At 68.8% G+C, this 24,072-nt stretch carries 20 protein-coding genes and 1 pseudogene; 8 read left to right on the top strand and 13 right to left on the bottom strand.

Annotated elements, in window-relative coordinates; translation table 11 throughout:
• Nucleotides 1–260 precede the first annotated feature (260 nt).
• The 3 genes and pseudogenes from ACZ5GP_RS08920 to ACZ5GP_RS08930 all read left to right on the top strand — a co-directional run bounded on the left by ACZ5GP_RS08920 (nt 261) and on the right by ACZ5GP_RS08930 (nt 3,920).
• On the top strand, nt 261–1,019 hold the full coding sequence (locus tag ACZ5GP_RS08920; protein ID WP_468750173.1) for a MerR family transcriptional regulator: 759 nt from the start codon (nt 261–263) through the stop codon (nt 1,017–1,019).
• A 558-nt stretch (nt 1,020–1,577) separates the two neighbouring features.
• Nucleotides 1,578–2,332 (top strand): annotated as a pseudogene (locus ACZ5GP_RS08925) (transposase family protein).
• A 466-nt stretch (nt 2,333–2,798) separates the two neighbouring features.
• A complete protein-coding gene (locus ACZ5GP_RS08930) occupies nt 2,799–3,920 on the top strand; it encodes a hypothetical protein (RefSeq protein WP_468750174.1) in 1,122 nt (373 codons plus the stop codon).
• 144 nt (nt 3,921–4,064) lie between these two features.
• On the opposite strand, the gene ACZ5GP_RS08935 is transcribed toward ACZ5GP_RS08930, so the two are convergent.
• Nucleotides 4,065–4,253 carry a hypothetical protein gene (locus ACZ5GP_RS08935; protein ID WP_468750175.1) on the bottom strand — a complete coding sequence of 63 codons (189 nt, stop codon included), beginning with the start codon at nt 4,251–4,253 and terminating at the stop codon, nt 4,065–4,067.
• A gap of 156 nt (nt 4,254–4,409) precedes the next feature.
• On the bottom strand, nt 4,410–4,670 hold the full coding sequence (locus ACZ5GP_RS08940; protein WP_468750176.1) for a hypothetical protein: 261 nt from the start codon (nt 4,668–4,670) through the stop codon (nt 4,410–4,412).
• A gap of 307 nt (nt 4,671–4,977) precedes the next feature.
• On the opposite strand from ACZ5GP_RS08940, the gene ACZ5GP_RS08945 reads away from it, so the two are divergent.
• Nucleotides 4,978–5,646: a hypothetical protein gene (locus tag ACZ5GP_RS08945; protein WP_468750177.1), complete on the top strand. Its 669-nt coding sequence runs from the start codon at nt 4,978–4,980 to the stop codon at nt 5,644–5,646.
• A gap of 649 nt (nt 5,647–6,295) precedes the next feature.
• Here ACZ5GP_RS08945 and ACZ5GP_RS08950 read toward each other — a convergent pair.
• On the bottom strand, nt 6,296–6,997 hold the full coding sequence (locus tag ACZ5GP_RS08950; protein ID WP_468750178.1) for a class I SAM-dependent methyltransferase: 702 nt from the start codon (nt 6,995–6,997) through the stop codon (nt 6,296–6,298).
• A gap of 377 nt (nt 6,998–7,374) precedes the next feature.
• Between ACZ5GP_RS08950 and ACZ5GP_RS08955 the strand changes: the two genes are divergently transcribed.
• From ACZ5GP_RS08955 to ACZ5GP_RS08970, 4 genes are all read left to right on the top strand, one after another.
• Nucleotides 7,375–8,637 (top strand): Mu transposase C-terminal domain-containing protein, encoded by a 1,263-nt coding sequence (locus ACZ5GP_RS08955; RefSeq protein ID WP_468750179.1) that lies wholly within the window; start codon nt 7,375–7,377, stop codon nt 8,635–8,637.
• A 20-nt stretch (nt 8,638–8,657) separates the two neighbouring features.
• Nucleotides 8,658–9,659 (top strand): ATP-binding protein, encoded by a 1,002-nt coding sequence (locus ACZ5GP_RS08960; protein WP_468750180.1) that lies wholly within the window; start codon nt 8,658–8,660, stop codon nt 9,657–9,659.
• Complete coding sequence (locus tag ACZ5GP_RS08965) at nt 9,656–10,324, top strand: hypothetical protein (RefSeq protein ID WP_468750181.1); 669 nt, start codon at nt 9,656–9,658, stop codon at nt 10,322–10,324. The genes ACZ5GP_RS08960 and ACZ5GP_RS08965 overlap by 4 nt, the downstream gene beginning before the upstream one ends.
• Nucleotides 10,325–10,413: 89 nt before the next feature.
• Nucleotides 10,414–10,926, top strand: coding sequence for a hypothetical protein (locus ACZ5GP_RS08970; protein ID WP_468750182.1), 513 nt, complete (start codon nt 10,414–10,416; stop codon nt 10,924–10,926).
• 515 nt (nt 10,927–11,441) lie between these two features.
• Here ACZ5GP_RS08970 and ACZ5GP_RS08975 read toward each other — a convergent pair.
• The 10 genes from ACZ5GP_RS08975 to ACZ5GP_RS09020 all read right to left on the bottom strand — a co-directional run bounded on the left by ACZ5GP_RS08975 (nt 11,442) and on the right by ACZ5GP_RS09020 (nt 24,061).
• The gene (locus tag ACZ5GP_RS08975) at nt 11,442–13,091 is read right to left on the bottom strand and encodes a glycoside hydrolase family 5 protein (protein ID WP_468750183.1); all 1,650 of its coding nucleotides are present in this window, start codon (nt 13,089–13,091) and stop codon (nt 11,442–11,444) included.
• A gap of 323 nt (nt 13,092–13,414) precedes the next feature.
• Complete coding sequence (locus ACZ5GP_RS08980; protein ID WP_468750184.1) at nt 13,415–14,155, bottom strand: class I SAM-dependent DNA methyltransferase; 741 nt, start codon at nt 14,153–14,155, stop codon at nt 13,415–13,417.
• A gap of 142 nt (nt 14,156–14,297) precedes the next feature.
• Nucleotides 14,298–15,410 (bottom strand): alpha-hydroxy acid oxidase, encoded by a 1,113-nt coding sequence (locus ACZ5GP_RS08985; RefSeq protein WP_358914165.1) that lies wholly within the window; start codon nt 15,408–15,410, stop codon nt 14,298–14,300.
• Nucleotides 15,407–16,663, bottom strand: a complete 1,257-nt coding sequence (locus tag ACZ5GP_RS08990) for an ATP-grasp domain-containing protein (RefSeq protein WP_468750185.1) — start codon at nt 16,661–16,663, stop codon at nt 15,407–15,409. The genes ACZ5GP_RS08985 and ACZ5GP_RS08990 overlap by 4 nt, the downstream gene beginning before the upstream one ends.
• Nucleotides 16,664–16,701: 38 nt before the next feature.
• Nucleotides 16,702–17,622 (bottom strand): branched-chain amino acid transaminase, encoded by a 921-nt coding sequence (locus ACZ5GP_RS08995; RefSeq protein WP_358697577.1) that lies wholly within the window; start codon nt 17,620–17,622, stop codon nt 16,702–16,704.
• Nucleotides 17,619–18,896 carry a GNAT family N-acetyltransferase gene (locus ACZ5GP_RS09000; protein WP_468750186.1) on the bottom strand — a complete coding sequence of 426 codons (1,278 nt, stop codon included), beginning with the start codon at nt 18,894–18,896 and terminating at the stop codon, nt 17,619–17,621. Before ACZ5GP_RS09000 ends, ACZ5GP_RS08995 begins: the two co-directional genes overlap by 4 nt.
• A complete protein-coding gene (locus ACZ5GP_RS09005; protein ID WP_468750187.1) occupies nt 18,893–20,155 on the bottom strand; it encodes an ATP-grasp domain-containing protein in 1,263 nt (420 codons plus the stop codon). The genes ACZ5GP_RS09000 and ACZ5GP_RS09005 overlap by 4 nt, the downstream gene beginning before the upstream one ends.
• Nucleotides 20,152–21,255 (bottom strand): Ldh family oxidoreductase, encoded by a 1,104-nt coding sequence (locus ACZ5GP_RS09010; RefSeq protein WP_468750188.1) that lies wholly within the window; start codon nt 21,253–21,255, stop codon nt 20,152–20,154. Before ACZ5GP_RS09010 ends, ACZ5GP_RS09005 begins: the two co-directional genes overlap by 4 nt.
• Nucleotides 21,252–22,754, bottom strand: coding sequence for a GNAT family N-acetyltransferase (locus ACZ5GP_RS09015; RefSeq protein WP_468750189.1), 1,503 nt, complete (start codon nt 22,752–22,754; stop codon nt 21,252–21,254). Before ACZ5GP_RS09015 ends, ACZ5GP_RS09010 begins: the two co-directional genes overlap by 4 nt.
• The gene (locus ACZ5GP_RS09020; protein WP_468750190.1) at nt 22,751–24,061 is read right to left on the bottom strand and encodes a KamA family radical SAM protein; all 1,311 of its coding nucleotides are present in this window, start codon (nt 24,059–24,061) and stop codon (nt 22,751–22,753) included. Before ACZ5GP_RS09020 ends, ACZ5GP_RS09015 begins: the two co-directional genes overlap by 4 nt.
• Nucleotides 24,062–24,072: the final 11 nt, after the last annotated feature.

The following is a 24,072-nucleotide window of genomic DNA, read 5'->3' on the forward strand; positions in this document are numbered from 1 at the left end:
CCACATGCACAACCTCGCCCTCGCAGCGTGATCAGACCGCCCCCAGAGCGGCCCTGACCTGCCCGGACGCAACCTTCTGCAACACGCTTTAGGGCGTGTTGTGAAAGTTCCTGGTGTGCTGGGTGGGCCGTCGGGGAAAGTCGCGGGCCGTCATCCAGATCGCGAGGGTGCGGGCTTGCGGTTGCCGCTGCGGCAGCTTCTACCGTCCTTAACAGGGCCGGAGAAACCGGCCCGGCGACGCGATCGTAAGGGAGACAGCGATGGACTGGCCTATCGCGGAGGTCGCTCGGATGTCGGGCGTGACCGCCCGGACCTTGCGGCACTACGACGAGGTCGGCCTGCTGCCGCCCGCCCGGATCGGGACCAACGGCCACCGCTACTACGGGGAGCACCAGCTGCTGCGGCTGCAGCAGATTCTCGTACTGCGGGCACTGGGCGTAGGGCTTCCCGAGGTCGGCCGGATCCTCTCCGAGCAGGTCGACGAGGTGGACGCCCTACGCGGCCACCACCGGCGGCTGCTCGCCGAGCGGGACCGGATCGACGCCCTGGCAGGCACCGTCTCCCGCACGATCGCCGAACTGGAACGCTCCAGAAAGGACGGCAACCCTATGACCATCGACCGACCGGAGAACCTGTTCGGGGGCATCCAGCCCTCCCAGTACCAGGAGAGCCTGCACGACTTCCCCGAGCACGCCGAGGAAGTCGCCCGCACGGTCGCCGCGATGACCCCGCAGGACATCGAGGCCGGACAGCGCGAGCGCACGACGCAGATGATCCTGCTGGCCGACCTGATGGCCGCTGGCCACCCGGCCGACGCCGCGCCCGTGCAGGCCCAGATCGACGCCCAGTACCAGGCCATGACCGAGCTGCGGCCCGTCTCCACCGATGAGTACCGCGCCGTCGGACGCTCCTGCGTGGACAACAGCGCCTGGCGCGCCGCGTACGAGGCGATCGCACCGGGCCTGGCCGCGTACCAGCGCGACGCCATCGAGGTGTATGCCACAACCCGGCTCAGCTGACTACTCTCCGGGCTGTCCCGCGAGACCAGCCCGGAGAGTAGTTGGTTCGTCGCACCAACAGGCTCACCTCGCCCGGCCTATCAGTTGCCGAGCGAGGTACTGCGGACGCGAGCGTCCCAAGGACGTCCGCAAGGTAGGCAGCCTGCCTGATCCAGGACGGATCACCCGGCAGTACACACGGGGCATCCGCTCGTAGTTCCTCACCTGCGGCAGGCATCCACCTCATCTCGTCAGCCGAAACCGAGCGTTCCCTGTCCGAAGTCGACCGGGGCGGGGGGTGGGTGGAGGCAGCGGTGCATCGTCTCGACAGGCAGCTTCCCAGCATCGACTTCGGTCCTTCTCTATGCAGTTCACGTACTCCTATAGGTACGAACCTGGCAATCACCACTGGGTGAACGCGCGATCGTCAGACGGTCCCTGCCTCCCGTAGTCACCTGCTGGCACTGAGCTGTTTCCAGCTGGCCTCACTGACCGCGAGTTGGGCCGTCCTGCGCAACGACGAAGCTCCTGGTAGATGGGTTCTCGACCAAGATTACCCATGTCCGCCAGGAGCTTCGCGTGCTTGTCTACCTGTCCTCGATCGACTTGTCCACCCGCACCCTGCGGTTCCTGGCCGGACAACTGGCAGCCAGGCGACGGGACATCGGGACGCGATGGCGGCGGCTTCCCGTGGCACGCCAAGCCCCGCTCGCCCTGGCCCACCTGCGGTGCGGTGACACCTACTCCCAGCTCGCAGCGGGGTCCGGCATCAGGATCGCCACCGCCTACCGCTACATACGTGAAGCCATCGAGGTCCTGTCCGCCCTCGCCCCGACCCTGGCCGAAGCGATGAAGACCATCCAAACCAAGGCGTTCATCATCCTCGACGGCACCCTGCTGCCCATCGACCGCATCGCCGCCGACAACCCGTACTACTCCGGGAAACACAAACGTCACGGCATGCACGTCCAAGTCCTCACCGATCCGTTCGGACGGCTGCTCTGGTCCTCGCCGGCTCTGCCCGGCTCGACCCACGATCTGACCGCCGCCCGGCAGCACGGGATCATCGACGCCCTCGCCGCAGCGGGCCTCAGGTGCTGGGCGGACAAGGCGTACCAAGGAGCCGGTGGACACGTCCGGGTCCCGTTTCGGGGCCGCCGCCTCAAGCAGTGGAAGCGCCGCCACACACCACCCACGCCAAGATCCGTTGCCTCGGCGAGCAGGCCATGGCGACTCTCAAGGGCTGGCGCCTCCTGCGGAAACTCCGCTGCAGCACCAACCGAATCACCGACGTCGTAAAGGCCGTCGTCGTCCTTCATCATGCGTCAGCATGAGGTTGGAAAGGGCTCACTGTGATTAGCAACGTGACGGCCGTGCCCGGACCGATCCGATGGGGCAGCAAACAGACTGGGCGCTGATCTTCTCCGCGAAGCCGACGTATGCCGTCCGTCCTGTTCACCGCCAACGGCACCGCCTGGCCCTGGCTAGGCTGCTGCACCAACCCATCGAATACCTCGCATAGGGCCTGGCGTCGGCCGACTCCTTTACACCGGTGCTCCGCGAACCATCGTCGAGCTGAGGGTTGATCCAGCGGAGCGGCCGTGCGGCGTCACTGTGGACTATCCGTACCTGGCCCTCCCACGGCGGCGTATCCCCGCCCACCGCCGCGGATAGTGCGGCTAGAACCCGGAGACTGCCTCTGACATATGCCCTGTCTCGACTCAGTTACATTGAGCGGTTCGCACGCAGCCGGGCGACAAGCATGCAAAAATCAAGCAATTGCACCGACTGGGGGGAAATATGGAAAATGGCGGACTGATTTCTACGGTAGTCGAAATATTCGTCGGGGCGGCAAGCGGTGCAGCGAGCACAGTCGGGCAGGGTGCTGGCACTGCAGTGGTCGACCTAGTCCGCCGACAGTTAGGCGACTCAGAGGAGGGCGAGACCGCTCTGACGAATGTCACGAGCAATCCCACGGATCCGGCCTCAGTAAATACGCTCCGCTCCCTGCTCGCGCATGAGTTGGTTTCCAACAGTGATTTCCACAATAAGATTGTACGCGCGCTGGCCGATCCGCAGCCATCCCATTCACCCCAGCCCTACTCGCACAGCGTAGTAATTGGTGGTTCCTCCCGGGTTCGCAACAGTCACATTTCACTCGGACCACTGACGATCAACAACACGCGAGGAAGTCGAATCTACCTGGCTGTTCTAGGCGTCTTAGCGGTTGCGCTCATTTCACTGGGAGGCTACGGCGCCGTGCAACTCATTTCCGACAGTGGGCATAAATCCACCGATTCTGACAATTCCTCAGTTGCTAGCGGCGGTCAAGCAGAGAAAGCCTCTCCACGGGCGACACCAAAAAGCGGTTCAAAAGCTTCAGATCCGTGCATTGCTGCAGGTGGCACACCTCCGAAAAAGCCGTCTTTGAGTGCGGGTAATATCCGCGTCGGCAGCTATCCTTGCATTCTTGATGCAGGGAAATCATACACCTACAGTGATGGGCTTACCCTCAAAGCTGATCCGTTCAAGCGATTTTACGGGACATCGCTCGGTGGACAGCCGATTTCAATGAGGGCCAGTCAGGTCGCAATCTCCGTGATAGTGACCGTTTCGAACGCCAGCAGCAAACCTCTCGCGCTTGGGGAAGATTTTTCCTCCGACTATTACAAATTCGTTTCTGTCGAAGCTGGCGACAATGAATCCGTCGGAGACTACGTCGGTGGCAGCAGCCACCTGGATTCATCCAGTGGAACGCTAGCTCCCGGACAATCCAAGACCTTCGAATATTTCCAAGCCATCGATCCCGAAAAGGACGGAAAGTTGATAAGACTCGTCCTTAGCCGCTCCTGGACACCTCCCAGCGACTCGGAATTCGAAAATGACGTCGCATGGGACAGTTCGATTCCTGGAGCGAACTGACCGCACGTAGTTCTTCCTTTCCCAGCTTCTTGAGCTTGCGGCGCACCGATTCGCCCGCTGCCCAGTACGCGCAGTTCCATCTGTTCGCCCCCCCCCGGTGACAGTGGCAGGGTCATTGCGTGATCGAGTATCTGTCTGGGTTCGTCACGTGAGGCCGACGGCTCGTAGGGGTCGGTGGTAGTCGCGGCCGGTGTTGCGGAGGGCGGCGGCGGTGTTGGTCTGGCCGTCCTGACGGAAGACGCTGATGGCGAGGTTGCGCAGGGAGGCCATGGCGCCGGGCAGGATGCCGGTGCGGACCTTGGAGTCGTCCTCGCGGAACCTGCGGTCCCGCACGTGGTGCAGGAGGTTCTCTATACCTCAGTGGCCTCTGATCCAGGTGGCGAGCTCGGTGCAGTTGGCGTCGAAGACGCTCAGGCTGGTGATCAGGTAGACGCGCTCGATGGTCAGCTTCCCCGTGCCCAAATCGCATCGCCACCAGGCCGACCCGGTTCACGCAGCAGCGTACGCACCGCTGATCTGTCCCGTGGCGCCGAACAGGACTGCGACACCGGCACCCATCACCGTGTGCACGACGGGCGCGACGACGTCGGTGGAGGGGTCGAAGTACGCCCGGAACCGGGGGGCTTGCTCGGCCGCCTGCAGACAGGCGAGGCAAACGGCCTGCCAGGACACGAATCGGGTGTACAGGTCCACGGCCCCACGCAGCAGACCGCCCGCCGCCCCCAACACGATCAACGTCGGGATGCCCATGGCCTCCTCTGAGTATTGGCGCTGACGCCTGGCTGGGAACTTCTGGACACCGGATCAGCCTAGAGGCAGGCGCGCGCATCAAGGAAGGGCCAGCGGCGACTCGCCGTTCGGTCAACTGCCGGCCCTCACGCGGTTTTGGGAGCCACGACGCGGCCGCCTTATCCGCGAGCCCAGCGGCGGCGATCCTCAAGGCGAAATACGAGAGGGGCGCATCGGGAAGTCGGCGCACTACCTCTGCGCGCTTGTACGCCTCTTCCTAAAATTCCAGAAACCCGCTAATACGGACTTCTGGGCGAGGGGGATGAAAGTGATAAACACCAATACGGGGTCCGCTGATGACACCGCGGCACCTGGTCCGCAAGGTGAAGGCGAGGAAGGCAACAGCGGAAGGGCCAGGATCCTCATCGCCGTCCTCGGCGGCCTAGCCGTCGTGGCCGCAGCGGTAATTCCCGTCCTCCTGAATTGTGCTGACGAGCCACCAGAAAGCGATCCGTGCGACCTCGACCGGCTCGGCGACTACTGGATCCAGCCACCGTCTCAGCGCTACAACCAGGTTCTCTTCGCCGATCGAAGCCGACCCAGGATCTACTCACAAGTGAGCCCGGACAGCAATCCGGAAGTGAGCGTCAAGGGGCAGCTCAACCTCGATGTGCCTGCCGGCCAGGTCCTGTATCTAATCAGGCGACCTGACGCCAACACCAAAGACACGTTCGGGAACCCAGGAAATAACCGGTACTACCCCGCCACACCCGTAACACCCACATCCGTCGGCTGCTGGGAAGACAACACCCGGCCGGTCGGCTACCCGGGCGTCAAGGGGATCGGGCAGATCTACATGCTCGTGCTGGTAGGCCGTGACCAAGCCGCCGAGTTCCCGGCCGACCGCAAAGCCAAGAACTGGGACGGTTACAGCCAGGACCAGTGGCGAGCGATCAACAGCATCGATGTCATGAGCTTCCACGTCTCAACGTCCTAACGGACTCCATCGAAGATCTTGGACGATCGTCACAGTAGCTGTCGTCGTTCCGGTCTTGAGGGGTGTGTATCGAACGGGAGCCTCCATCGGGTGACCGCAGCTGGTCGCGGGCATGAAGGCAGGGCCTCTTGGTAGCTCGGGGTTGCGAAGCCAACCGAGATCCAGGAGGCCCTATTGCCGCAGTTGTACGTTCTCACGCCCGGTGCCGGCCGTCCTTTTGGTGACCGACACACAGGTAGGGCCAGGCACTTGCCGGGCCCTCCTTGCTCTACAGCCGCCGGAACATCACGAGCCTCCACCCCCGTACGGAGAAGCCCGACGGGAGGCGACTCCTGAGCCATGTGACGCCCTTGAGCGGCTGCCTGAGTTCCTGTTCGTCGTGGACGGCAGGAAGAGCCCCCAGGGCCTTGTAAGGGGCTTCTGCCCTTCGTGACGTCTGTACGCCGCAGCTGGTTGCGGGCCGGGGCGGAGCGGAGCCGAGGGAGTATGCCGGTCAGCGCCTCACCACCGCGAGGGGCTGTTGTCCCGTCTCAATTGAGCATTGCCGATGGGTAGCTCCTGACCTGGGCGGATGCAATCAGTGGTGAGACCGGCCCGGCGGCCGGTCTCACTTGATGTTGTCGCCGGGGATCAGATCGGCGGGTTCGTCTCAGGAGATGTTGTCGACTGCCCGCGTTTCCAGATCTCCGACCGACTTCCCTGACTTTCGAGCCACGAGGTATGCCTGCTGGCCTTGCCGGGGCTTCTCCTGCTCGTTGGGCTCGCGGATCAGCCGGGCGTCCACCACAAGCCCGGTCTGGCTCAGCAGCTCGGCGATGCGGTCGGGAGATACCCAGTAGACGTCGAGGGAGAGCTCGTGCCCGTATGCATTCTCCAGGCGCCGGAGCCCGTCACCGGCCTTGAAGGCAATCAGTAGATGGCCACCCGGAGCCAGCACGCGGTGGAACTCTGCGAACACAACTGGCAGCAGCTCCGGAGGGGTGTGGACGATTGAGTACCAGGCGATGATCCCGCCAAGACTGTCATCCGCTAGGTCCAGGTCGGTCATCGACCCTTCGTCAAATTGCAGGTCCGGATGCCTGCGTCGGGCAACCGCAACCGTCTCGGGCGACAGGTCGATGCCGAACGCGGTCACCCCGAGGGACTGAAGGTGTGCCGTCACGTGGCCGGGCCCGCAGCCGAGATCAGCGACGGGCCCGGCGTCGAAGGCCCGCGTGAGTTCGGCAAACGTGCTGATCATCGCACGGCCGTATAGGTCGTCCTCGAACGCGGGGGGCACAAGCTTGGCGTAGTCGACGGCGACAGTGTCGTAGGCCACCCGAGTAGCGTGCAGGTAGGTCGGCTCGGTCATAGCTGAGGACAGTAGTGCCTGCCTGCTGTTGTCGGTCAGTCGTCTTCGACGGCTGTGCGTCGGCGGAAGGCGGTTTGGCGACAGCGCCCTGAGCAGTAGCGAGCGTCATGACGTCGATCGGTGCCGGTCGTCCAGTTGACCCCACAGACTGCGCACTCCCTCTTCTCCATGCGGAAGGACGCATCACGCAGTGCGCGTTGGTGCTGCTGTCGCCTCGACGTGGCAGCGATAACGTCACCCGAGACCAGCAGCGAATCAAACAAGGTCATCTGAGACAGCGAGAACGTCCGGCGAGACGGGACATCCCCGACAGAGTCAAGCTCAGAGGGGATATGGGGCAGGGGTTACACGCTGTCGCCGTTCGCTGAACTGTCACTGTGGCCGAACTCGTCGGCATGGTCAACGTCGCAACACGGTCCATCACGGCCGCGGTGCTGCGGCCGACCACGAAGTCGGTGGACGCCGCGTTGCTGCTGGCCCGGTCGGTGACCCCGGCGCCGATGCGGCCGGGCTGGCCGGAGGCTCTGCGGATGGAGCACTCAGCCCTGCCCTACGAGCGGCTGCTGTCGGTGGATGAGAGGCTGCGGCACGCTGCCGCGGTCCCGTTGATCATCCCGGAAACGGTGGTGGTGGACGGCGGCAAAGCCTTCCTGTCAAAGAACTTCCATGCCGCTTGCAACGCGTTCGGCACCGAGGTGGTCCACGCCCCACCTCGCACTCCAACTCACAAGCCTCACATCGAAAGAACACTGGGCTCGGCAGCCTCACTGTTCGCCCAGTTCCTCTCCGGCTACACCGGACGTTCGACGGAATACCGAGGCCGCAAGGTCGAGGACGCGCCGCTGTTCTCGCTGCACCAGCTTCAGGAGCTGTTGGAGCAATGGATCAGCGCCAAGTGGCAGAACAGGGCCCATGACTCTCTCCGTGACCCGCTCGCTCCGGGGCGGACGTTCTCCCCGAACGAAAAGTACGCCGCGCTCGTGGAGTCGGCCGGATTCCTCCCGCTCGCACTGACCTCGGAGGACTACCTGGAACTGCTGCCGGCCCGCTGGCAGGCCATCAACTGCTACGGCATCAAGATCAATCACCGGATTTACAACTGCGCCGAACTCGACGACCTGCGGCGTGAGAAGTCCGGGATCGTCCAGCGGAAGAACCGCTGGGAGGTCCGTCACGACCCCTACGACATCCGGCTCGTCTGGCTCCGCAACCACCGCACCGGACAGTGGATCACGGTCCCTTGGCGGCTGCTGTCCACCGCTGCCACCCCCTTCGGTGAACTGGCCTGGGGGCACACCGCCCGAGACCTGCGTGAACAGGGCGAGCAGGTCACTGAGGACGCCATCGCTGTTGCGGTTGGCAACCTGCTCGACCGGGCGACCAGCGGCCCGGAGGAAGAGGCGGTCCGGGCCAAACCGGCCCGAGGCCGCCGCAGCCGGCGTCGTGGGCCAAAGGTCGCCGCCCGGACCCAGGCCACCAGCCAGCCCGCCTGGCCACGGCCCGAACCTCCGTCGCCTCCACCAGTCGAGCCGTCGTCTCCGGTCGAGGACGACGGAGAGGGCGAGGAGGACGACACGGTCGCTGAGGTCGTTCCGCTGAAAGTCTTCGACGCACGCAAGGAGGCACGGAAATGGTGGTGAACATGCCCGCGGACCGGCGGATGCCCACGACTACGCTGGAGGGCTGGCGACGCTTCGTCGAGGAGGATCCGATCACCTTCGACCTGCTGCCTGAGGACGTCCGCAAGGACCTCGATCCGCGGGCCCAGGGCGAGTACGACGAAGGCCGGGTCAACTATCACTCCGAGCTGATCATCGTGGTGACCCCCACCGTCCGGGAGGTCCTGAACCAGGGCAGGCTGCTGACCCTGGTCAACCGGCGGGAGATCAGCGCACGCCGAGGGCTGATCGTCTCCGGGCCCTGGGCTACGGGCAAGTCCACCGCCATCAAACAGCTCGGCCGGGCCCACGAGCTGCGAGTGCGCCAGCGTTTCCCCGACCACGACCGCATCCCGGTCGTCTACGTCTCTGCCCCGCCCAACGGTTCCCCGCGCAAACTCGCCACCCGCTTCGCGCACTTCCTGGGCCTGCCGCTGAAAGCACGGCACAACGAGATGGATATCGCGGACGCGGTCTGCGAGATCCTCACCGACGCTCACTGCGACCTGGTCCTGGTCGACGAGATCCACAACATCAATATGGCCACGTCCACGGGCAAGGATCTCTCCGACCATCTGAAGTACTTCGCGGAGCACATTCCCGCCACGTTCGTCTACGCCGGGATCAACGTCGAGCGCGAGGGCCTGTTCACCGGCGTCCGCGGCAAGCAGATCGCGGCCCGCTGCGTGATGAAGTACACCGCGAACTTCCCCTACCGGGGCGAATGGCGCTCGATAATCGCGCTGATGGAGGAGTCGCTGCGGCTGCACCGTCACGAGCCCGGCAGCCTGGTCCGACTGGCGAAGTATCTGCACAATCGCACCGGCGGAAGCATCAGCAGCCTGTCCCATCTCATCCGCGCGGCCGCCATCAGTGCGATCGCCGACGGCAGTGAACGCATCACCCGGCGCCTGCTGGAGTCCATCCCGGTTGACCACAGCACCCAGTCCGACTGCCCCCGCGCAAACGATGACGAGGGCGGCGAGGTCGGAGACGCCGCATGATCGGGTACCTGCCGCCGCCCCGGCTCCGGTGGCTCCCACACACCATCACCCCGCTCCATCGCGAGACCTGGGATTCCTACGTTGCCCGGCTCGCGGCGGCGAACCGGATCTGCCACCTCGAACTCCACGAGCACATCAACGACCGGCATCGGATCCACCCGGCCCCGTTGCCGTTGCTCGACGCCATCAGCGGCCTGTCCGGCCACCCCCGCGACCGGCTCCTGAAAGCCCTGCCCGATCTCCGGGCTCCAGAACTCATAGGAGGGCTGCCTGCGTCCCTCCAACTCCTTGATGAGGGCTGGCAGGTCCAGGCGGCCTGCACGCTCTGCCTGGCAACCAAGGGAGTCTTCACGGAAGTTCGGCACTGGGTCCCCAAGAGCACCCGACTCTGCCTTCGCCACGGCCGCTGGACCGATACCTACCACGCTCAGTTCGACCTCCGCCTGTTGCCCGAAATCATCCAGGCACAGCGCGACCATCACCTCATGGTCCGCGAGCACGGCTGTGAGACCGTGGTCCTCGCCATGCGGGAGGCAGCCGACTGGTGTTGGCGCTGGTGGGACCGTCGCCGTTTCAACAAACGGCTCGACCACAGGCTGAGGTTCCTCATCCCTCCGGGCGGAGGAACCTATCGCGAGGACCCCCGGTTCATCGCCAGCGGCTAGGCTATCCCGACATCGTCGCTCTGACTGGCCTCCTGGCCTCGCCGAAGCTCCGCAGCCTGCCCTTCACCGGTCATGATCGGGACTTCCGCTTGTTCATCAGCGAAGTCCGTGCACGGGCCGCCCCCGGCTACCGCTACGAAGGGGCCGGCGCTGCCGACCCGCTCGTCCGCTGGATCGAGGAAGAGCACTACTACCGCACTCTCACCAACCACCCGTTCCCGATGCCGAACGAACCCCGGACCCACAACCCCGAGACGCTGGACCAGCTCACCAGTCGACTCAATGCCCTCCTTGCCCCCGACTCCGACGCTCCGGGGCATTGCGCCAGCTGCGGCAACCAGCTCAAGGCGGCGAACCCGAAGATGCTGTTCTGCTCAACCGCATGCAGGTCACGCAACTGGAGGCGGCAGCAACACGTCCGCACGCTCCGTGAAGTGTCCTCCCGCATGGAGAAGAAGGAGTGCCCCGCCTGCGGCGTCACCTGGACTCCTGGTGACGACCGACGCCGTGATGCCCTCTACTGCTCGCACGCACCGATGTCGTCAAGCCGCCTTCCGCCGCCGCACAGCCGTGAAAGACAACTGACCGACAACATCAAGTGAGACATTCCCGCAGAAGTGCCGTTGCGGGACAACCTCATCTGAGATTCCACCGGAGGCCCGTCTCACCCGTCCTTGCATCACCCCTGATCACAACCCCGGCCAGAGGCAAGATCAAACGCGACGGGACACTAGAGGTAGCCAGCATGGTTGAGGCGGTCGTTCTTGGCCCGTCGGCGGATGATGCTCGACTTCTTGCCAGGGGCGGGTGGTGGGCGAGGCTCCGACCACGCCGCGGCACCCGGACACTTCCCACGGAATGCCGGAATGGACACCCACGCGGTTCCACCTCCTCGACCGAGCCCACCCGGGATCCTTGTCAGACATGACCTGTTCCGTGGGAGACGGCACCTGGAGTGGGACGTCGTATGGCGATGAACCGTTCGAGGTCCAACACCACCCCGATTCGGTCACGGTGTGGGCCAACGGCCACTGCTTCCACCTCAGCGGCGAGTGGGTGACAACGACGCAGGTCTCCTTCGGCAAGAGCCGGTGGATGTCCGCCCAAGGCTCGACGGTCAGCTCCAACAGCTCTTCGCCGTCGTTGCTGACCACCAGCCGCGCTGTTCTCCCCGTGAACATTCCAGGACCCCCGCTCGACCTTGCGCCGTCACGCGCGCCTCTGTGCCGGCACACACAGCACGATCCTCACACGGGTGATCACCCGAGCCAAAGGTTGGCCGTACCGTCACCTCCACCTCCGTTCCATCGAACGCCCGCACGCGCACCTCTCGTGCCTCCCCGGGCGGCACGCTTCGGGCGCTGGGGTGTGCCGTGCGGCCCGTGACCTCGATACGCCAGCCGGTGGTGCTCGGCGGCAGGGACAGTACGGTGGTGCCGGGGCGGCGATTCGACCGGTAGGCGAGGCGGTACGTCGCGCGGGCCGCGTCGTGGGTGTCGGCGCGCACGGTGCCCGCGACCGCCGAGGCGTACGGAGTGGCGGTGCGCTCCTTGTTCGTACGGAGGCGGCCGTCGCGGTCGAGGGCGCAGTAGCCGCCGCCGTAGCACCAGACGTAGGCCGCCCAGCCCGAGGAGTATCGGGTGAAGGAGGCGAGCGCGTCGTCGTGGAAGCGGCGCATGTTCGGCAGGTCGCTGTTCAGCGGGCCCCACTCGCCCACCACGACGGGGACCGAGTGCTCGCGCGGATATGCGGTGACGGCGTTCTCGTACGCCGTGATCCAGCCTGCCGCCGGGTCGTAGTCGGCGCCTGCCTCCATCGCGGTGTCGTAGAAGTGCGGGGCGTAGACGACGTGTTCGTCGGGGACGCGGCCCAGGCCGGTGGGCACGCCTTCGCCGACGATCGGGGTCGGCTCGATGAACAGGCGGTTCGAGCGGTCCCGGGTGCGGATGGCGGCGGCGAGGCGGCGGTACATCGGGGTGAGCTGCGTCGCCTCGATGCGGTGAGCGGCACTCGCCAGGTCCTCGCCCGCACGCAACTCCCCCATCGGCTCGTTGATCAGGTCGTAGCCGAACACCGCGGGATGCCCGCCGAAGCGGTCCGCCAGCAGGCGCCACATGCGGGCCTGCGCGCGCCGCAGGCCCGCGTCCTCGTAGAGATGGGTGAAGGCGCGTTGGACGGCGGGCTCGAAGTACTCGGCGAACCAGTCGTCGGGATGCGGGGTGAACGGCAGCCCGTCGGTCCGTGTCGCCCACGCCGGGATCCCGCGGTGGCCGAACGCGGGCCCGAACACGTCCTGGTGGGCGTCGATGACGACGTGGACGCCGTGCTCGTGCGCCCAGTCGAGGATGCGCCGGATCTTGCGCAGGTACGACTCGCTGTAGCGCCCACGCCGCGGCTCCAGATCGTCCCAGAAGACCAGCAGGCGGGCGAAGTTGAAGCCGTGGGCCCGCAGGTCGGCGAAGTGCCGCTCGGTGATCGCGCTGAGGGCGTCCGGGCCGTGGTGGATCTTGTCCTCGACGTTCCAGCCGCGCAGGGTGAGTGTGCGTCCGCGAGCGTCGGTGAGGCGGGGTATGCCGGTGGCAGTGGGGGCGGTTGCGGACCCGCTGCTGGGAGTGGCCCCCGTGACGGCGCCGGAATCGGTGCGGGTGCGTCCACTCTCCACTTCCCCCGAAGCGGCCGGAGCCAGGCCCGCGCCGAGCAGGGCGGCGGTGATCAGGACGATCAGGGCCACCGGGCCGAGGTGCTGCCGTGTGAAGGGCTTGCCCATGACGGACCTCCGGCACTCGGGGACGCGCGGTACGTACGTATGTCCGTTCGGCACACACCGTACGTATCAGGAACCGCTCGCACAGACCAGTGAACCGGCGACGCCGGTGTCGTACAGCCGCAGCACCCCGCTGTCGAGCGGCTGGGACGCCGCGTCGTCCAGGTCTGGAAAGCCGCTGATCGCCCGTCGGGGCGGTCCGGTGGGAGATGCGCGACGGCATCCACGAAACCTTCCTCACCCTCGGGTGCGCACGGGCGACGCCTGAACTCCCGGTGGAAGTCGCAAGACAGGCACGGCTCACATTGACAGCCCGGTGGTCGATCTCAGGTGGGCTTGCGCCACACGGAGATGTGCTTCGCGGAGTCCTGGGCGAACGGCGCCCTGTCCCAGTCCGCGACGCGACGTTCCAGCTCGAGCCCGGCGATCCGTGCCATCAGGTCGAGCTCCGCCGGCCAGGCGTACCGGTGCCGAGAGCTGCCGCGGCGGTAGTGGCTGTCGTCGCCGTCGCGGGTGAAGTGGTGCGAGACGAGAACCTGCTCGACCAGGTCGAAGGTGTCGAAGCCGAGATGCTGATCGGAGACATCGAACGGCACCGCGACCTGGCCGGGCGGCAGGAACCGCAGCGGCGGCACACCCAGCTCGATGACGAATCGGCCGCCGGGCTCCAGATGCCGTGCGGCATTGTGGAAGCACTCGACCTGCTCGTCCTGCGTCAGCAGGTTCGTGATGGTGTTGTAGACGAGATAGACCAGGGTGAACCCGCCCGGAACGACAGTGGTGGCCATGTCCCCGATGACCACCGGAAGGGTGTCCTCGTCGATCTTGCGCCGCAGCACCGCCGCCATGTGCTCGGACAGTTCGATGCCCACGACCGGCACGCCGCGTTCCCGGAGCGGGACGCCCACGCGTCCGGTTCCGATGGCGAACTCCAGTGCCCGGCCGTCTCCGGCAAGCTCGGCGAGGAAGGCGAGGGTCGGTTCGAGAACGGCAGCCGAGGATGCTTCGGCCTCCTCGGCGTCGTAGCGGTCGGCGGTCGCACGGGTCCACAGTTCACTGCTCGTCACGGACGACCACTTTGCCGGGTGGCAAGAGACACTGTCGACGCATTCAGGTTCTCTGCGGCGCAGCGTGCACCGCCTCCGACCTGTCGTCGCCTTGCCAGGGCTCCGACCGAACGGCGACATGGTTCGGGCCGCACCGCCCGGATCACCAGGACGGGCGTACGAGGTCCGGGGTCAGGGCAGCCAGGTCGGGGGCGCCGAGCAGGGCGAGTGCCAGTTCGGTCTCCCGGTGCAGGGCGCTCAGGGCTGCGGTGACCCCCTCGGCGCCACCCACGGCCAGGCCCCAGACGTAGGGACGTCCGATCGCCACGGCGTCCGCGCCGAGCGCCAGCGCCTTCACCACGTCGGTGCCCCGGCGGATGCCACCGTCGATGAGGACCGGAACCCGGCCTGCCACGGCCTCGGCGACGGCGGGCAGGGTGACGAGCGGCGCGATCGCGGTGTCCAGGTTGCGGCCCCCGTGGTTGGACATCCAGACGCCGATTCCGGTCTCCGCGGCCCGGCGGGCGTCGTCGGGGCGCACGATCCCCTTGGCCAGGACCGGCAGCCCGGAGACCGAGCGCAGCCATTCGAGGTCGGACCAGCCGACGGCGGGGTCGATCCGCGGGTCGTGGATGCCGCGGTGCGCGGAGTCGGCCGCGTTCGGTCCCAGTTCCGCGGCGCGGCCGGCCAGATTGGCGGGCATGCCGTGCGAGGGGAGGGCGAATCCGTTGCGCAGGTCCCTCTCCCGAAGACCGGTCACCGGGGTGTCGACGGTGACGACGCAGGCGGTGGCGCCGGCCGCACGGGCCCGGAGCACCAGGTCCTCGGTGAGGGCCCGGTCCCTCTGCACGTAGAGCTGGAACCACCACGGTCCGGTGGCGGCGGCGCCGATCTCCTCCAGCGTCAGCGTGGAGAAGGTGCTCACCGTGGTGAGGGTTCCCGTGGCGGCGGCGCCCCGCACGGTCGCCGCTTCCGCGTCGGGGTGGAACAGGCCGTGCGAAGCGGTCGGCGCGAGCAGGACAGGGGCGGGGAGTTCCGTGCCGTAGAGGGTGCGGCGGGTGTCCACGCCCGCGGTGCCGGTGAGAACCCGGGGCAGCAGAGCCAGCCGCTCGTACGCCTCGGCGTTCCAGCGCACGGTCCGCTCGTCCGCCGCGCCGCCCTGCAGGTAGTCGTAGGCAGGGGCGGGCAGCACGTCGCGGGCCGCGTCGTGGAAGTCGGCCAGGATGATGCGCCGGGAATGCGGCGGGGTGGCGGGGCGCGGCGGCGAGGTCGTCACAGTGCCCCCTGGTCGGCGGCGTGCACGCGCAGGTGGAAGGTGAGGCGGTTGATCGCCTCTCGGGCGGCGGCCAGCGCCTCGTCGGCGCTCGGCGCGATCGCGCGGGCGTGGGCGACCCGCGACGCGGAGGATTCCAGGGTGCCGACGGCGGCGTCCGGCGGGACCAGCAGCTCCACTTCGGTCACCCCGGGCATCGCCCGGGCCTCGTCCACCCCCGTGATCTCGGCGAGCACTCCGGGGGCGGGCAGCGCGGCGAACCAGATCGCCGAACTGCGGGGGGTGCGCGGTGCGGCGAGGGTGGCGCGGATGCCGGGCAGGACCGTCTCGCCGAGGGTGTGGCGGATGAGGCAGTCGGCGATGTCGACGCCGGTCACGTCGTGGGCGAGGGCCGGGATCTCGTCGCCGCCCATGCGGACGTGCGTCTCGATCAGCTGCGGTCCGCTCTCGCCGAGGACGACTTCGGTGTGGGTGGCGCCGGACCTGATGCCGAGGGCGTCGAGGATCCGTTCCACGTAGTCGTGGACCTGCTTCTCCTGGGCGGGGGTCAGCGGTGCGGGGCTGACGTGGCCCAGTTCGACGAAGTTCAGCGGGTCGGAGTACTTGCGGGTGATCGCGACGATCTGGTGGTCGCCGTCCTCGGAGAACGCCTCGACGCTGAACTGCGGGCCCTCGTGGAACTGTTCCACCAGGACCGGTGTGCCGTCGGCGTCCCCGTCTCCGCCGCCGGCCCGTGCGAAGGCGTCGGCGGCCTCCTCGGCGTCACGGGCCAGGGTGATGCCCTTGCTGAAGGAGCCGTTGCCCGGTTTCACGATGCAGGGGGTGTCGTGCGCGGCGAGGAACGCCCGCAGTTCCTCCACGTCGAAGACCTGTGCGCAGGCCGTGGTGTCGATGCCGGCTTCACGCAGCCGGGCCCGCATGGCGTGTTTGTCGTAGACCAGAGCAGTGGTCCGCGGGGAGTGCGCGGCGAGGCCCAGCGCTCGGCCGACGAGTGCGCATTTGTCCTGGTCCCGCTCGCCGAAGGCCACGATCCGGGTGAACGGGTGCCGGGCGTGGACGGCCTCGGCGAACGCGATCCATTCGTCGTCCGGCGCATCGGGGCTCACTCCGATGACTCGGGTGTGTTCCGTCGTCTCACGGAGTTTGGAGAGGTAGTCCAGCCGGCAGATGACGGTGGTGCGGGTGCCGGCCCGGGCGCGGCGCAGCCGGGTGGGCAGGTCTCGGCCGCTGCCGATGACCAGGACGTGCTCGGACATGAAGGTCGACCTCGCTGGGAGTAGGCGTACGGCGGTGGTCAGAGATGGGTGAGCCAGCCGTGGGGATCGGCCGTCCGGCCGTGGACCACGTCCTGGAACGCCTGGCGCAGTCGCCGCGTGACCGGTCCGCTGCCCGCTTCGGTGACGGGGCGGTCGTCGACCGAGGCGACGGGGACGATCTCGGCGGCGGTACCGGTGAGGAACGCTTCGTCGGCGACGTACAGCTCGCTGCGGGTCAGGCTCTGCTCCCTCACCTCGTGGCCGAGGTCGCGGGCGAGGGTGATGACGGTGTCCCTGGTGATGCCGGGCAGGATGTTGTCGCTGACCGGCGGGGTGGTGATCACTCCGTCGCGCACCGCGAAGACGTTGGCGGCGGACGCCTCGGCCACGTGGCCGCCGGGGGTGAGCATGAGGGCGTCGTCGTAGCCCGCACGGATCGCGGCGACCTTGGCGAGCGCGGAGTTGACGTACGCGCCGGTGGCCTTAGCCAGTGGCGGCACCGCGTGCACGCCGTTGCGCTGCCAGCTGCTGACCATCAGCCGGCAGCCCTCCTGCTCGGCCTTCTCCCCCAGGTACGAGCCCCAGGGCCAGGCCGCGATGGCGACCCTGGCGCTGTCCAGGCGCGGAGCGACGCCCATGGTGCCGTATTCGAGGTAGACGAGGGGGCGCAGGTAACCGCTCTCCAGGCCGGTGCGGCGCAGCAGTTCGAGGCACGCCTCGGTGAGTTCGTCGACGCTGTGGCCGGGGTCCATGAGGTAGACGCGCGCCGAGTCGTGCAACCGCTGGAGGTGTTCGCGCAACCGGAAGACGGCCGGGCCCCGCTCCGTCGGGTAGGCGCGGATGCCTTCGTAGACGCCCCATCCGTAGTGCAGGCTGGGGGTGAGGACGTGTACCTGTGCCTGGTCCCAGGGGACGAACTTGCCGTCCATCCAGATGTCGCTGGTGGGCGTGAGCTTCATCGTGCGGCTCCGTAAACGGTGGATGAGGGCGGGAGGGTACGGGAGGGGACCGGGGTGGCCGGGCTGCCGACACGCTCCAGCCGGCGTTCGACGCTGCGGGACTGGAGGTCCAGCACCTCGTGGAAGACTTCGGCGTCCGGCCCGTGGAAGGCGAACCAGCCCCAGCGGGGGCGCAGCGCGCAGCCGCGCTGGAATTTGGCCTCGTAGGTGGCGAGTCCGTAGTGGATGCGGCGGATGCCGTTCTCCAGCGCCCAGCGGGTGGTCTCGTGGTAGGTGAGGGCGAGGTAGCAGCCGGAGGCCTCGGGGGCGAAGCCCACGGTGCGCAGGAAGAGGGCGTCGCCCGCCCTGAGGTACAGCGCGAAACCGAGCACGCGGTCCTCGTGGGCCGCGCCGAGGACGACGCACGACTCGCCGATCTCCTCGCGCAGGGCGTCGAAGTCGCGGCGGACGCGCTCGTGTCCGCCGGGCAGTCCGTACTTCGCCCGGTGGGCCACCTGGAGGGCGGTCACCGTGTCGTCGAGGGCTTCCGGGCCGGTGGTGGCCACGGTGCGGAAGCCGCTGTTCTCGTAGGCGGTGACCTCTTTGCGCAGTCCTCTTCGGCGGCGGCTGCTGAGCCCGGCCACGTACTGCTCCCAGTCGTCGGCGCTCAACTCGTGCACGGCGTCGGCGCCGAGGAGCGTCGCGTGGTAGCCGGCCCGGGTGGCGGCGGCGTCCACCCCCTCCGCCTCGGGCTCACCCACGTAGAGCAACGCCGTGCTGCGGCAGCCGAGTTGGTCCGAGATCTGCTGAAGGAGGGCGGGGAGCACTGCCATGACCGACCGGCGCTGCTCCGGGGAGCGCCCGTGGGTGTGGGCCACGCCGTGATGGTTGCCGAAGGTGGCGAGGGCCAGGGAGGGGTAGTGGTCGGTGCGGCCCTCGGGCAGGGATGCCGTGAGGCGGTCCCACTGTTCGCGCTCGGCTTCGTCGAGGAGTTCGGGCTCGGCCATGGGTGAGGCGGTGCCTGCCAGCCTCGGGGCGTCGTAGAAGAGCAGCCCGCCGGGCTTGCGGGTGACGAGCAGCGTGGCCAGGGCCACCGGCCGGTCCTCTTCGAGCACTTCCAGGCAGTGCGTCTCGTGGAGGTCGGTCCGCGCGGTGAAGCGCAGCCAGCGGGCGTCGTCCCAGATCAGGTCGGGGCCGCCCTGCCCGGTGCCGTCGTGGTCTGCCGGGTGGTGGCCGGGCGGGAGCAGCCGGGCCGTGAACGAACCGTGGTGCGCGGTGGCCGCCGTCGTGGTCATCGCGCCCCTCCTTCGGTGCGGCCCGAGGTGACGGGGACCGGCGCGGGCGGGTCGGTGTCGTCCCAGCCGAACCCCGCGCCGACCAGTTGTGCGGTGGCGTCGAGTCTGCTGTCCAGGACGGCGGGGTCGGGGTCGGTGATCACCCAGGTGGCGAGGAAGTCGCCGGACTTGCGCAGCCGGTAGCGCTCCCCGCTCCAGTCGTCGCCGATCCGGGTGTTGAGGACGAAGTCCGTCGTGCCGGGCGGCGGTTCGGGCAGCCGTAGGACCCGGCCGTGCTTCGGCGGGATGCCGCAGAAGGCGGCGCGGGGGGCGGTGCGCGCGTGGTTCCGTACGGCGTCAAGCGCGACGGGCAGCCCGCACTCGACGCGGGCCCACAGCTCTCGTGGGTCGGTGCCGAGGATGTGGCGGAGCATGGCGGGGATCGGTCCGCCGCCGATCCGGGCGGCCACTTCGCACAGCACGATCCGGCCGCTGTCGGTGACGAAGAACTCCGCGTGCGCGCAGAGGGTGTCCGGCGAGGGCAGCGCGTCGATCAGCCGCCACGTCTCTTGGACCAGGCGCTCGTGGAGCGGATCGGCGGGGTCGAGGTTGCGCGAGCCGAGCGGGGCGTCCTCCCAGTGGGTCAGGCACCCGGCGCCGGTGTACCGGGAGGCGACGGCCGCGATGGGCTCACCCTCGGCCCGGAAGACGTCCACGTGGTGCAGGGTGCCGTCGATGAACTCCTCGACCTCGTACGAGCCGCCCGCCACCTGCTCGGCGAGTGCGTCCGCCTGGCCGGGTGCGTCGAGCACGTGCACGCCCGTCGATCCGGAGCCGCTCCTCGGCTTGACCACGGCCCGGCCGGGGTGGGCGGCCATGAAGTCCGTGATGTCGCCCACGGTCGCGACGGGCGCGAAGGCGGGGACGGGCAGGCCCGCGGCGCTCGCGTACTGCTTCATCAGGACCTTGTCGCGGTACGCGGCGGCCGCGGTGCTGTCGAGGCCGGGCAGGGCCAGCTCGCGGCGGAGCAGGGCGGCGCGCTCGACGTCGGCCTCGGCCAGTGCCAGTACGGCACGGGGACGGTGTCTGCGGGCGGCCTCACGGGCGGCGGTGAGCACGGCGTCGTCGTCGGTGTAGTCGGGGACGGTGACGACCTCCGTGAAACCCTCGCCGACGGGGGCGCCGTCGGCGGTGACCGCGACGAGCCTGCCCGCCTCCTCCGGCAGCCACCGGGCGAACGGGAGCCCTGCCTGGCGGGGGCTGATCAGGACGAGGATCACGCGGACGCCTCCTCGGTCCCGGGGAGGCCGAGCCCCGCGGCGAGCTTGTCCAGGGCGGAGGCGGTGCCCGCGTCCAGGGGGATGCCGTGGGTCTCCCGGTGCCGCTCGTGGGCGCGTTGCGGGTCACCGGGAGCCAGCACGGGCCGGTCCGTCGCGGCGGTCGCGGTGCGCACCGTGGTCAGCAGATCCGTCAGCCCGGTGGCGAAGCTGTCCGCGCCGGTGAACGCGGCCGGGTCGAGGGCGAGTACGAGATGTCCGATGCCGCGGCTCGCTCCGACGCCGCCCTCACCGACCTGGGAGAGTCGCCAGTCGGGTGCGGTGCCGGTGAGTACGGCGCCGAGCAGGGTGACGGCCATGGCCAGGCCCTGCCCCTTGTATCCGCCCAGCGGCGAGAGCGCGTACGCCTCCTCGGGGTGCGTGGTGGGCCGCCCCGCGCTGTCGGTGGCCCAGCCGTCGTCCAGGCCGCGGCCTTCGGCCCTGCGCTGCTTCACCTCGCCGAAGCAGACCTGGCTGGTGGCCATGTCCAGGGCGAATTCCTCGTCGCCGCCGCCCGCGGCGACGCTGATGGGGTTGGTGCCGAACAGCGGCTCGACGCCCCCGTACGGTGCCACCCGGGAGGCGGCCGAGGTGACGGCGATGCCCACCAGGCCCGTTCGGGCCAGGGTGCGCGTGTAGACCGACGCGGCCCCGAAGTGGTTGGAGTTGCGCACGCCGACGGCGGCCACCCCGTACCGGGCGGCCCGCTCCCCCGCGAGCCGTGCGGCCGTCAGTCCGGCGAGGACGCCGAGCGAGCCGTCGGCGTCCAGGAGCAGTCCGGCGCCCCTGTCCCGCACGACGGTCGGTTCCGCCGCCGCGCGGGCCACTCCGGTGGACAGCTCGGTGAGGTACTGCGGGAGCAGGCGCAGGCCGTGCGTGTCGATGCCGCGCAGCGAGGTGGTGACCAGTGAGTCGGCCACCTGGTCGGCCCGCTCCGGGGGCAGGTCCGCCGCGATGAGTGCCTCGCGGGCGAGGTCTCGTGCCTGTCGGGGGTGGATGGTGCGGCCCGTGGCGGGCGGCGCGGGCTCGGCTCGGGGTGTCCCGGCCGGGGCTTCGGTGGTCAACGGGTGCTCCTGTGCACGAAGTGATGGGGGCCGGCCCCCGGCAGGTCGAGGGGCCGGCCGAGGACGTCGAAACGGTGCTTGCGGTAGAAGCCGAGGGCCGCGTCGGGGACGTGGCCCCAGACCGTTTCGGCGCCGTCCAGGGCAGCGACGGTCAGGGCGGTGCGTAGGAGCGCACCGCCCGCACCCGTGCCGCGGGCCTCGTCGAGGGTGGCCATGCCGTACAGGCGTCGGGCGCGGCCGGGGCGCGGGTCCGGCAGGTCGTGGCCGGCCGGTGGGTCCTCGGCGTACAGGGAGACGGCGCCCACCTCGCGGCCCTGGAACAGCGCCGCGAGGTGCCGGGTAGCGGGGTGTTCGTCCTGCGGGTGGCCGGCGCTCAGTGTGGCCGGTGCGGAGCCCGGCACCTGACGGCGTACGAGGTGCGCACGCCCGGCCGGGACGTGGTGCACGTACCAGCCGTGGGCCGTGGCGTCCGGGAGGTATCCGGAGCCCGCGCGGTCGGGCAGCGCGACGTGGCCGGTGGCGTCGAGGCTGAGCCCGTGTCCGGTGTCCACCGCGAGCAGGTCGACCACGTCGACGTCGAGGTGGTCGACCAGACCGCCGAGGTGGGCGGTGGCGGAGACGCCCGCGGCGGACTCGGGCATGCAGCCGAGCATGGTGATCAGGCCGCGTTCCCGTGCGGCCCGCAGCATGGCCAGGGCGGGGGTGAGGCCGCCCGCCTTCATCGGCTTGACGTTGATGCCGTGGAAGGCGTCCGCGCAGGCGTCCAGGTCGGCCGGGGAGGTGATGCTCTCGTCGGCGATGACGGGGACCGGGCTGATCTCCTTGAGGCTGCGGGCGTCGTCCCAGGCCGCGCGGGGGTAGGGCTGTTCGATCAGCCGCACCCCCAGGTCGTGCAGATGGGGCAGGGCGGGGACGAGGCGGTCCGGGTCCCAGCCGCAGTTGCCGTCGATGAGGAAGGGTGCGTCGGTCTGGCGGCGCAGTTCGCGCAGGATGCTGAGGTCGCCGGGATCCGCGAGCTTGACCTTGTACGCGCACCAGCCCGGCCGCTCGCGCAGTTTCCCGGCCATCGCCTCGGGGGTGTCGAGGCCGATGCTGTAACTGGAGCGCAGGTTCCGCGGCCGGTCCAGGCCCAGGGACTTCCACAGCGGGACGCCGAGCAGGCGGGCCCGCAGGTCGTGGAGGGACGAGTCGAGTGCCGCGAGCACGAACGGGGAGTCGGGCAGCTCGGCGGCCAGCCGCCGCCAGATCGTGTCGGCGTCGCCGTCCGGCCCGCAGACGTCGAGTGTGGCCAGCAGGGGCGCCGTTCGCCGCAGGTCGGCGTGCATCCGCTCCAGGCCGGAGTTGTAGTGGTCCGTCATGAAGCGGGACGCTTCGCCGTAGCCGGACACGCCGTCCTGCTCCGCCTCGACGATGAGCGTGCGGGTGATCGGTATGGCCTCCCGCGCGGAGCGCCACAGGTGACGTTGGGTCAGGCTGGCCTCGTGCGCGGTGACCCTCACCGGCCACCCACCCGTGCGGGCCGGGAGGCTTCGGGGTCGGGTTGCCCGGGGAACCAGGAGCCCAGCGCGGGGCGGAGGTCGTCGAACCACTCCGCCTTCGGGTCGTACCGTGCGAAGAACTGCCGCCCCACGAGCCGGGCGTCACGGGCCTGGAGCAGCCGCAGCGAGAAGACCCGCTCCCCGGCGACGGTGGTCACCGAGTCCAGCAGAACCTTCCCCGGCGAGGCCGACATCACCGGGCCCCGGGCGGAGCGGGCCAGCCCGGAGACGCCGCGGATGGCGTTGTTGTAGATGTCCAGCGCCTCGGCGAGCGGCACACCGAAGTAGCTGCGGGCGCCGGTGTCCCGCTCGACGAACATGTAGTACGGCACCACGCCCAGCTCCACGAGCTGCTGCCACATCCGCGACCAGGCGTCCGCGCGGTCGTTGACGTGAGCGATCAGCGGTGCCTGGGCGCGGATCACCGCACCGGTCGACCGCAGACGGGCGATGGCCTCCCGCACCACCGGGGTCTCCAGCTCCCTCGGGTGGGAGAAGTGCGCCATCACCGCGACGTGCCGGCCGGCCGCGACACAGCGTTCGAGCAGCCGCAGCAGATCGTCCGCGTCGGCGTCACCGGTGAAGCGGGCCGGCCAGTAGGAGAGCGCCTTGGTCCCGAAGCGCAGCGTGCGCACGCTCTCCATGGCCGGGTCGAGCAGCGGCTCGATCCAGCGCTTCAGCACCGCGGTCTTCATGATCATGGGGTCGCCGCCGGTGAAGAGGACGTCGGTGACCTCGCGGTGGTTCGCCAGGTAGCCGGTGAGGTCCTCGGGCGAGCGCAGCGCCTGCCGGAGTTCGGCCACGCCGACGAACTGGGCCCAGCGGAAGCAGTATCCGCAGTACGCGTGGCAGGTCTGGCCCTGTGAGGGGAAGACAAGCAGGGTCTCGTCGTACTTGTGCTGGAGCCCGTCGAGCCTGCGTCCGTCCAGTGTCGGCACGTTGGCCTCGAGCTGGTCGCCGGGGTGGGGGTTGAGCAGTTCCTGGGCGTCGGCGGCGGCCTTGCGCAGGACGTCGCGCGGCGCCTCGCTGTCGTGGAGGGCCGCGATGTTCTCGAAGACGTCCGGCGGGAGCATGTCGCGGTGCGGGAAGGTGAGCCGGAAGATCGGGTCGTCGGGCGCCGCCGACCAGTCGATGAGCTGGTCGGCGACGTACTCGTTCACCTTGAAGGGCAGGACGGAGGAGACGACCCGCAGGTCGCGCAGGTACTCCTCGGACATCCCGCGGTCGCGGGCGAGCGCCGCCAGGCGTTCGTGGGAGTAGGTCTTCACACGGAATCCTC

Source organism: Streptomyces sp. NPDC031466 (assembly GCF_055581265.1).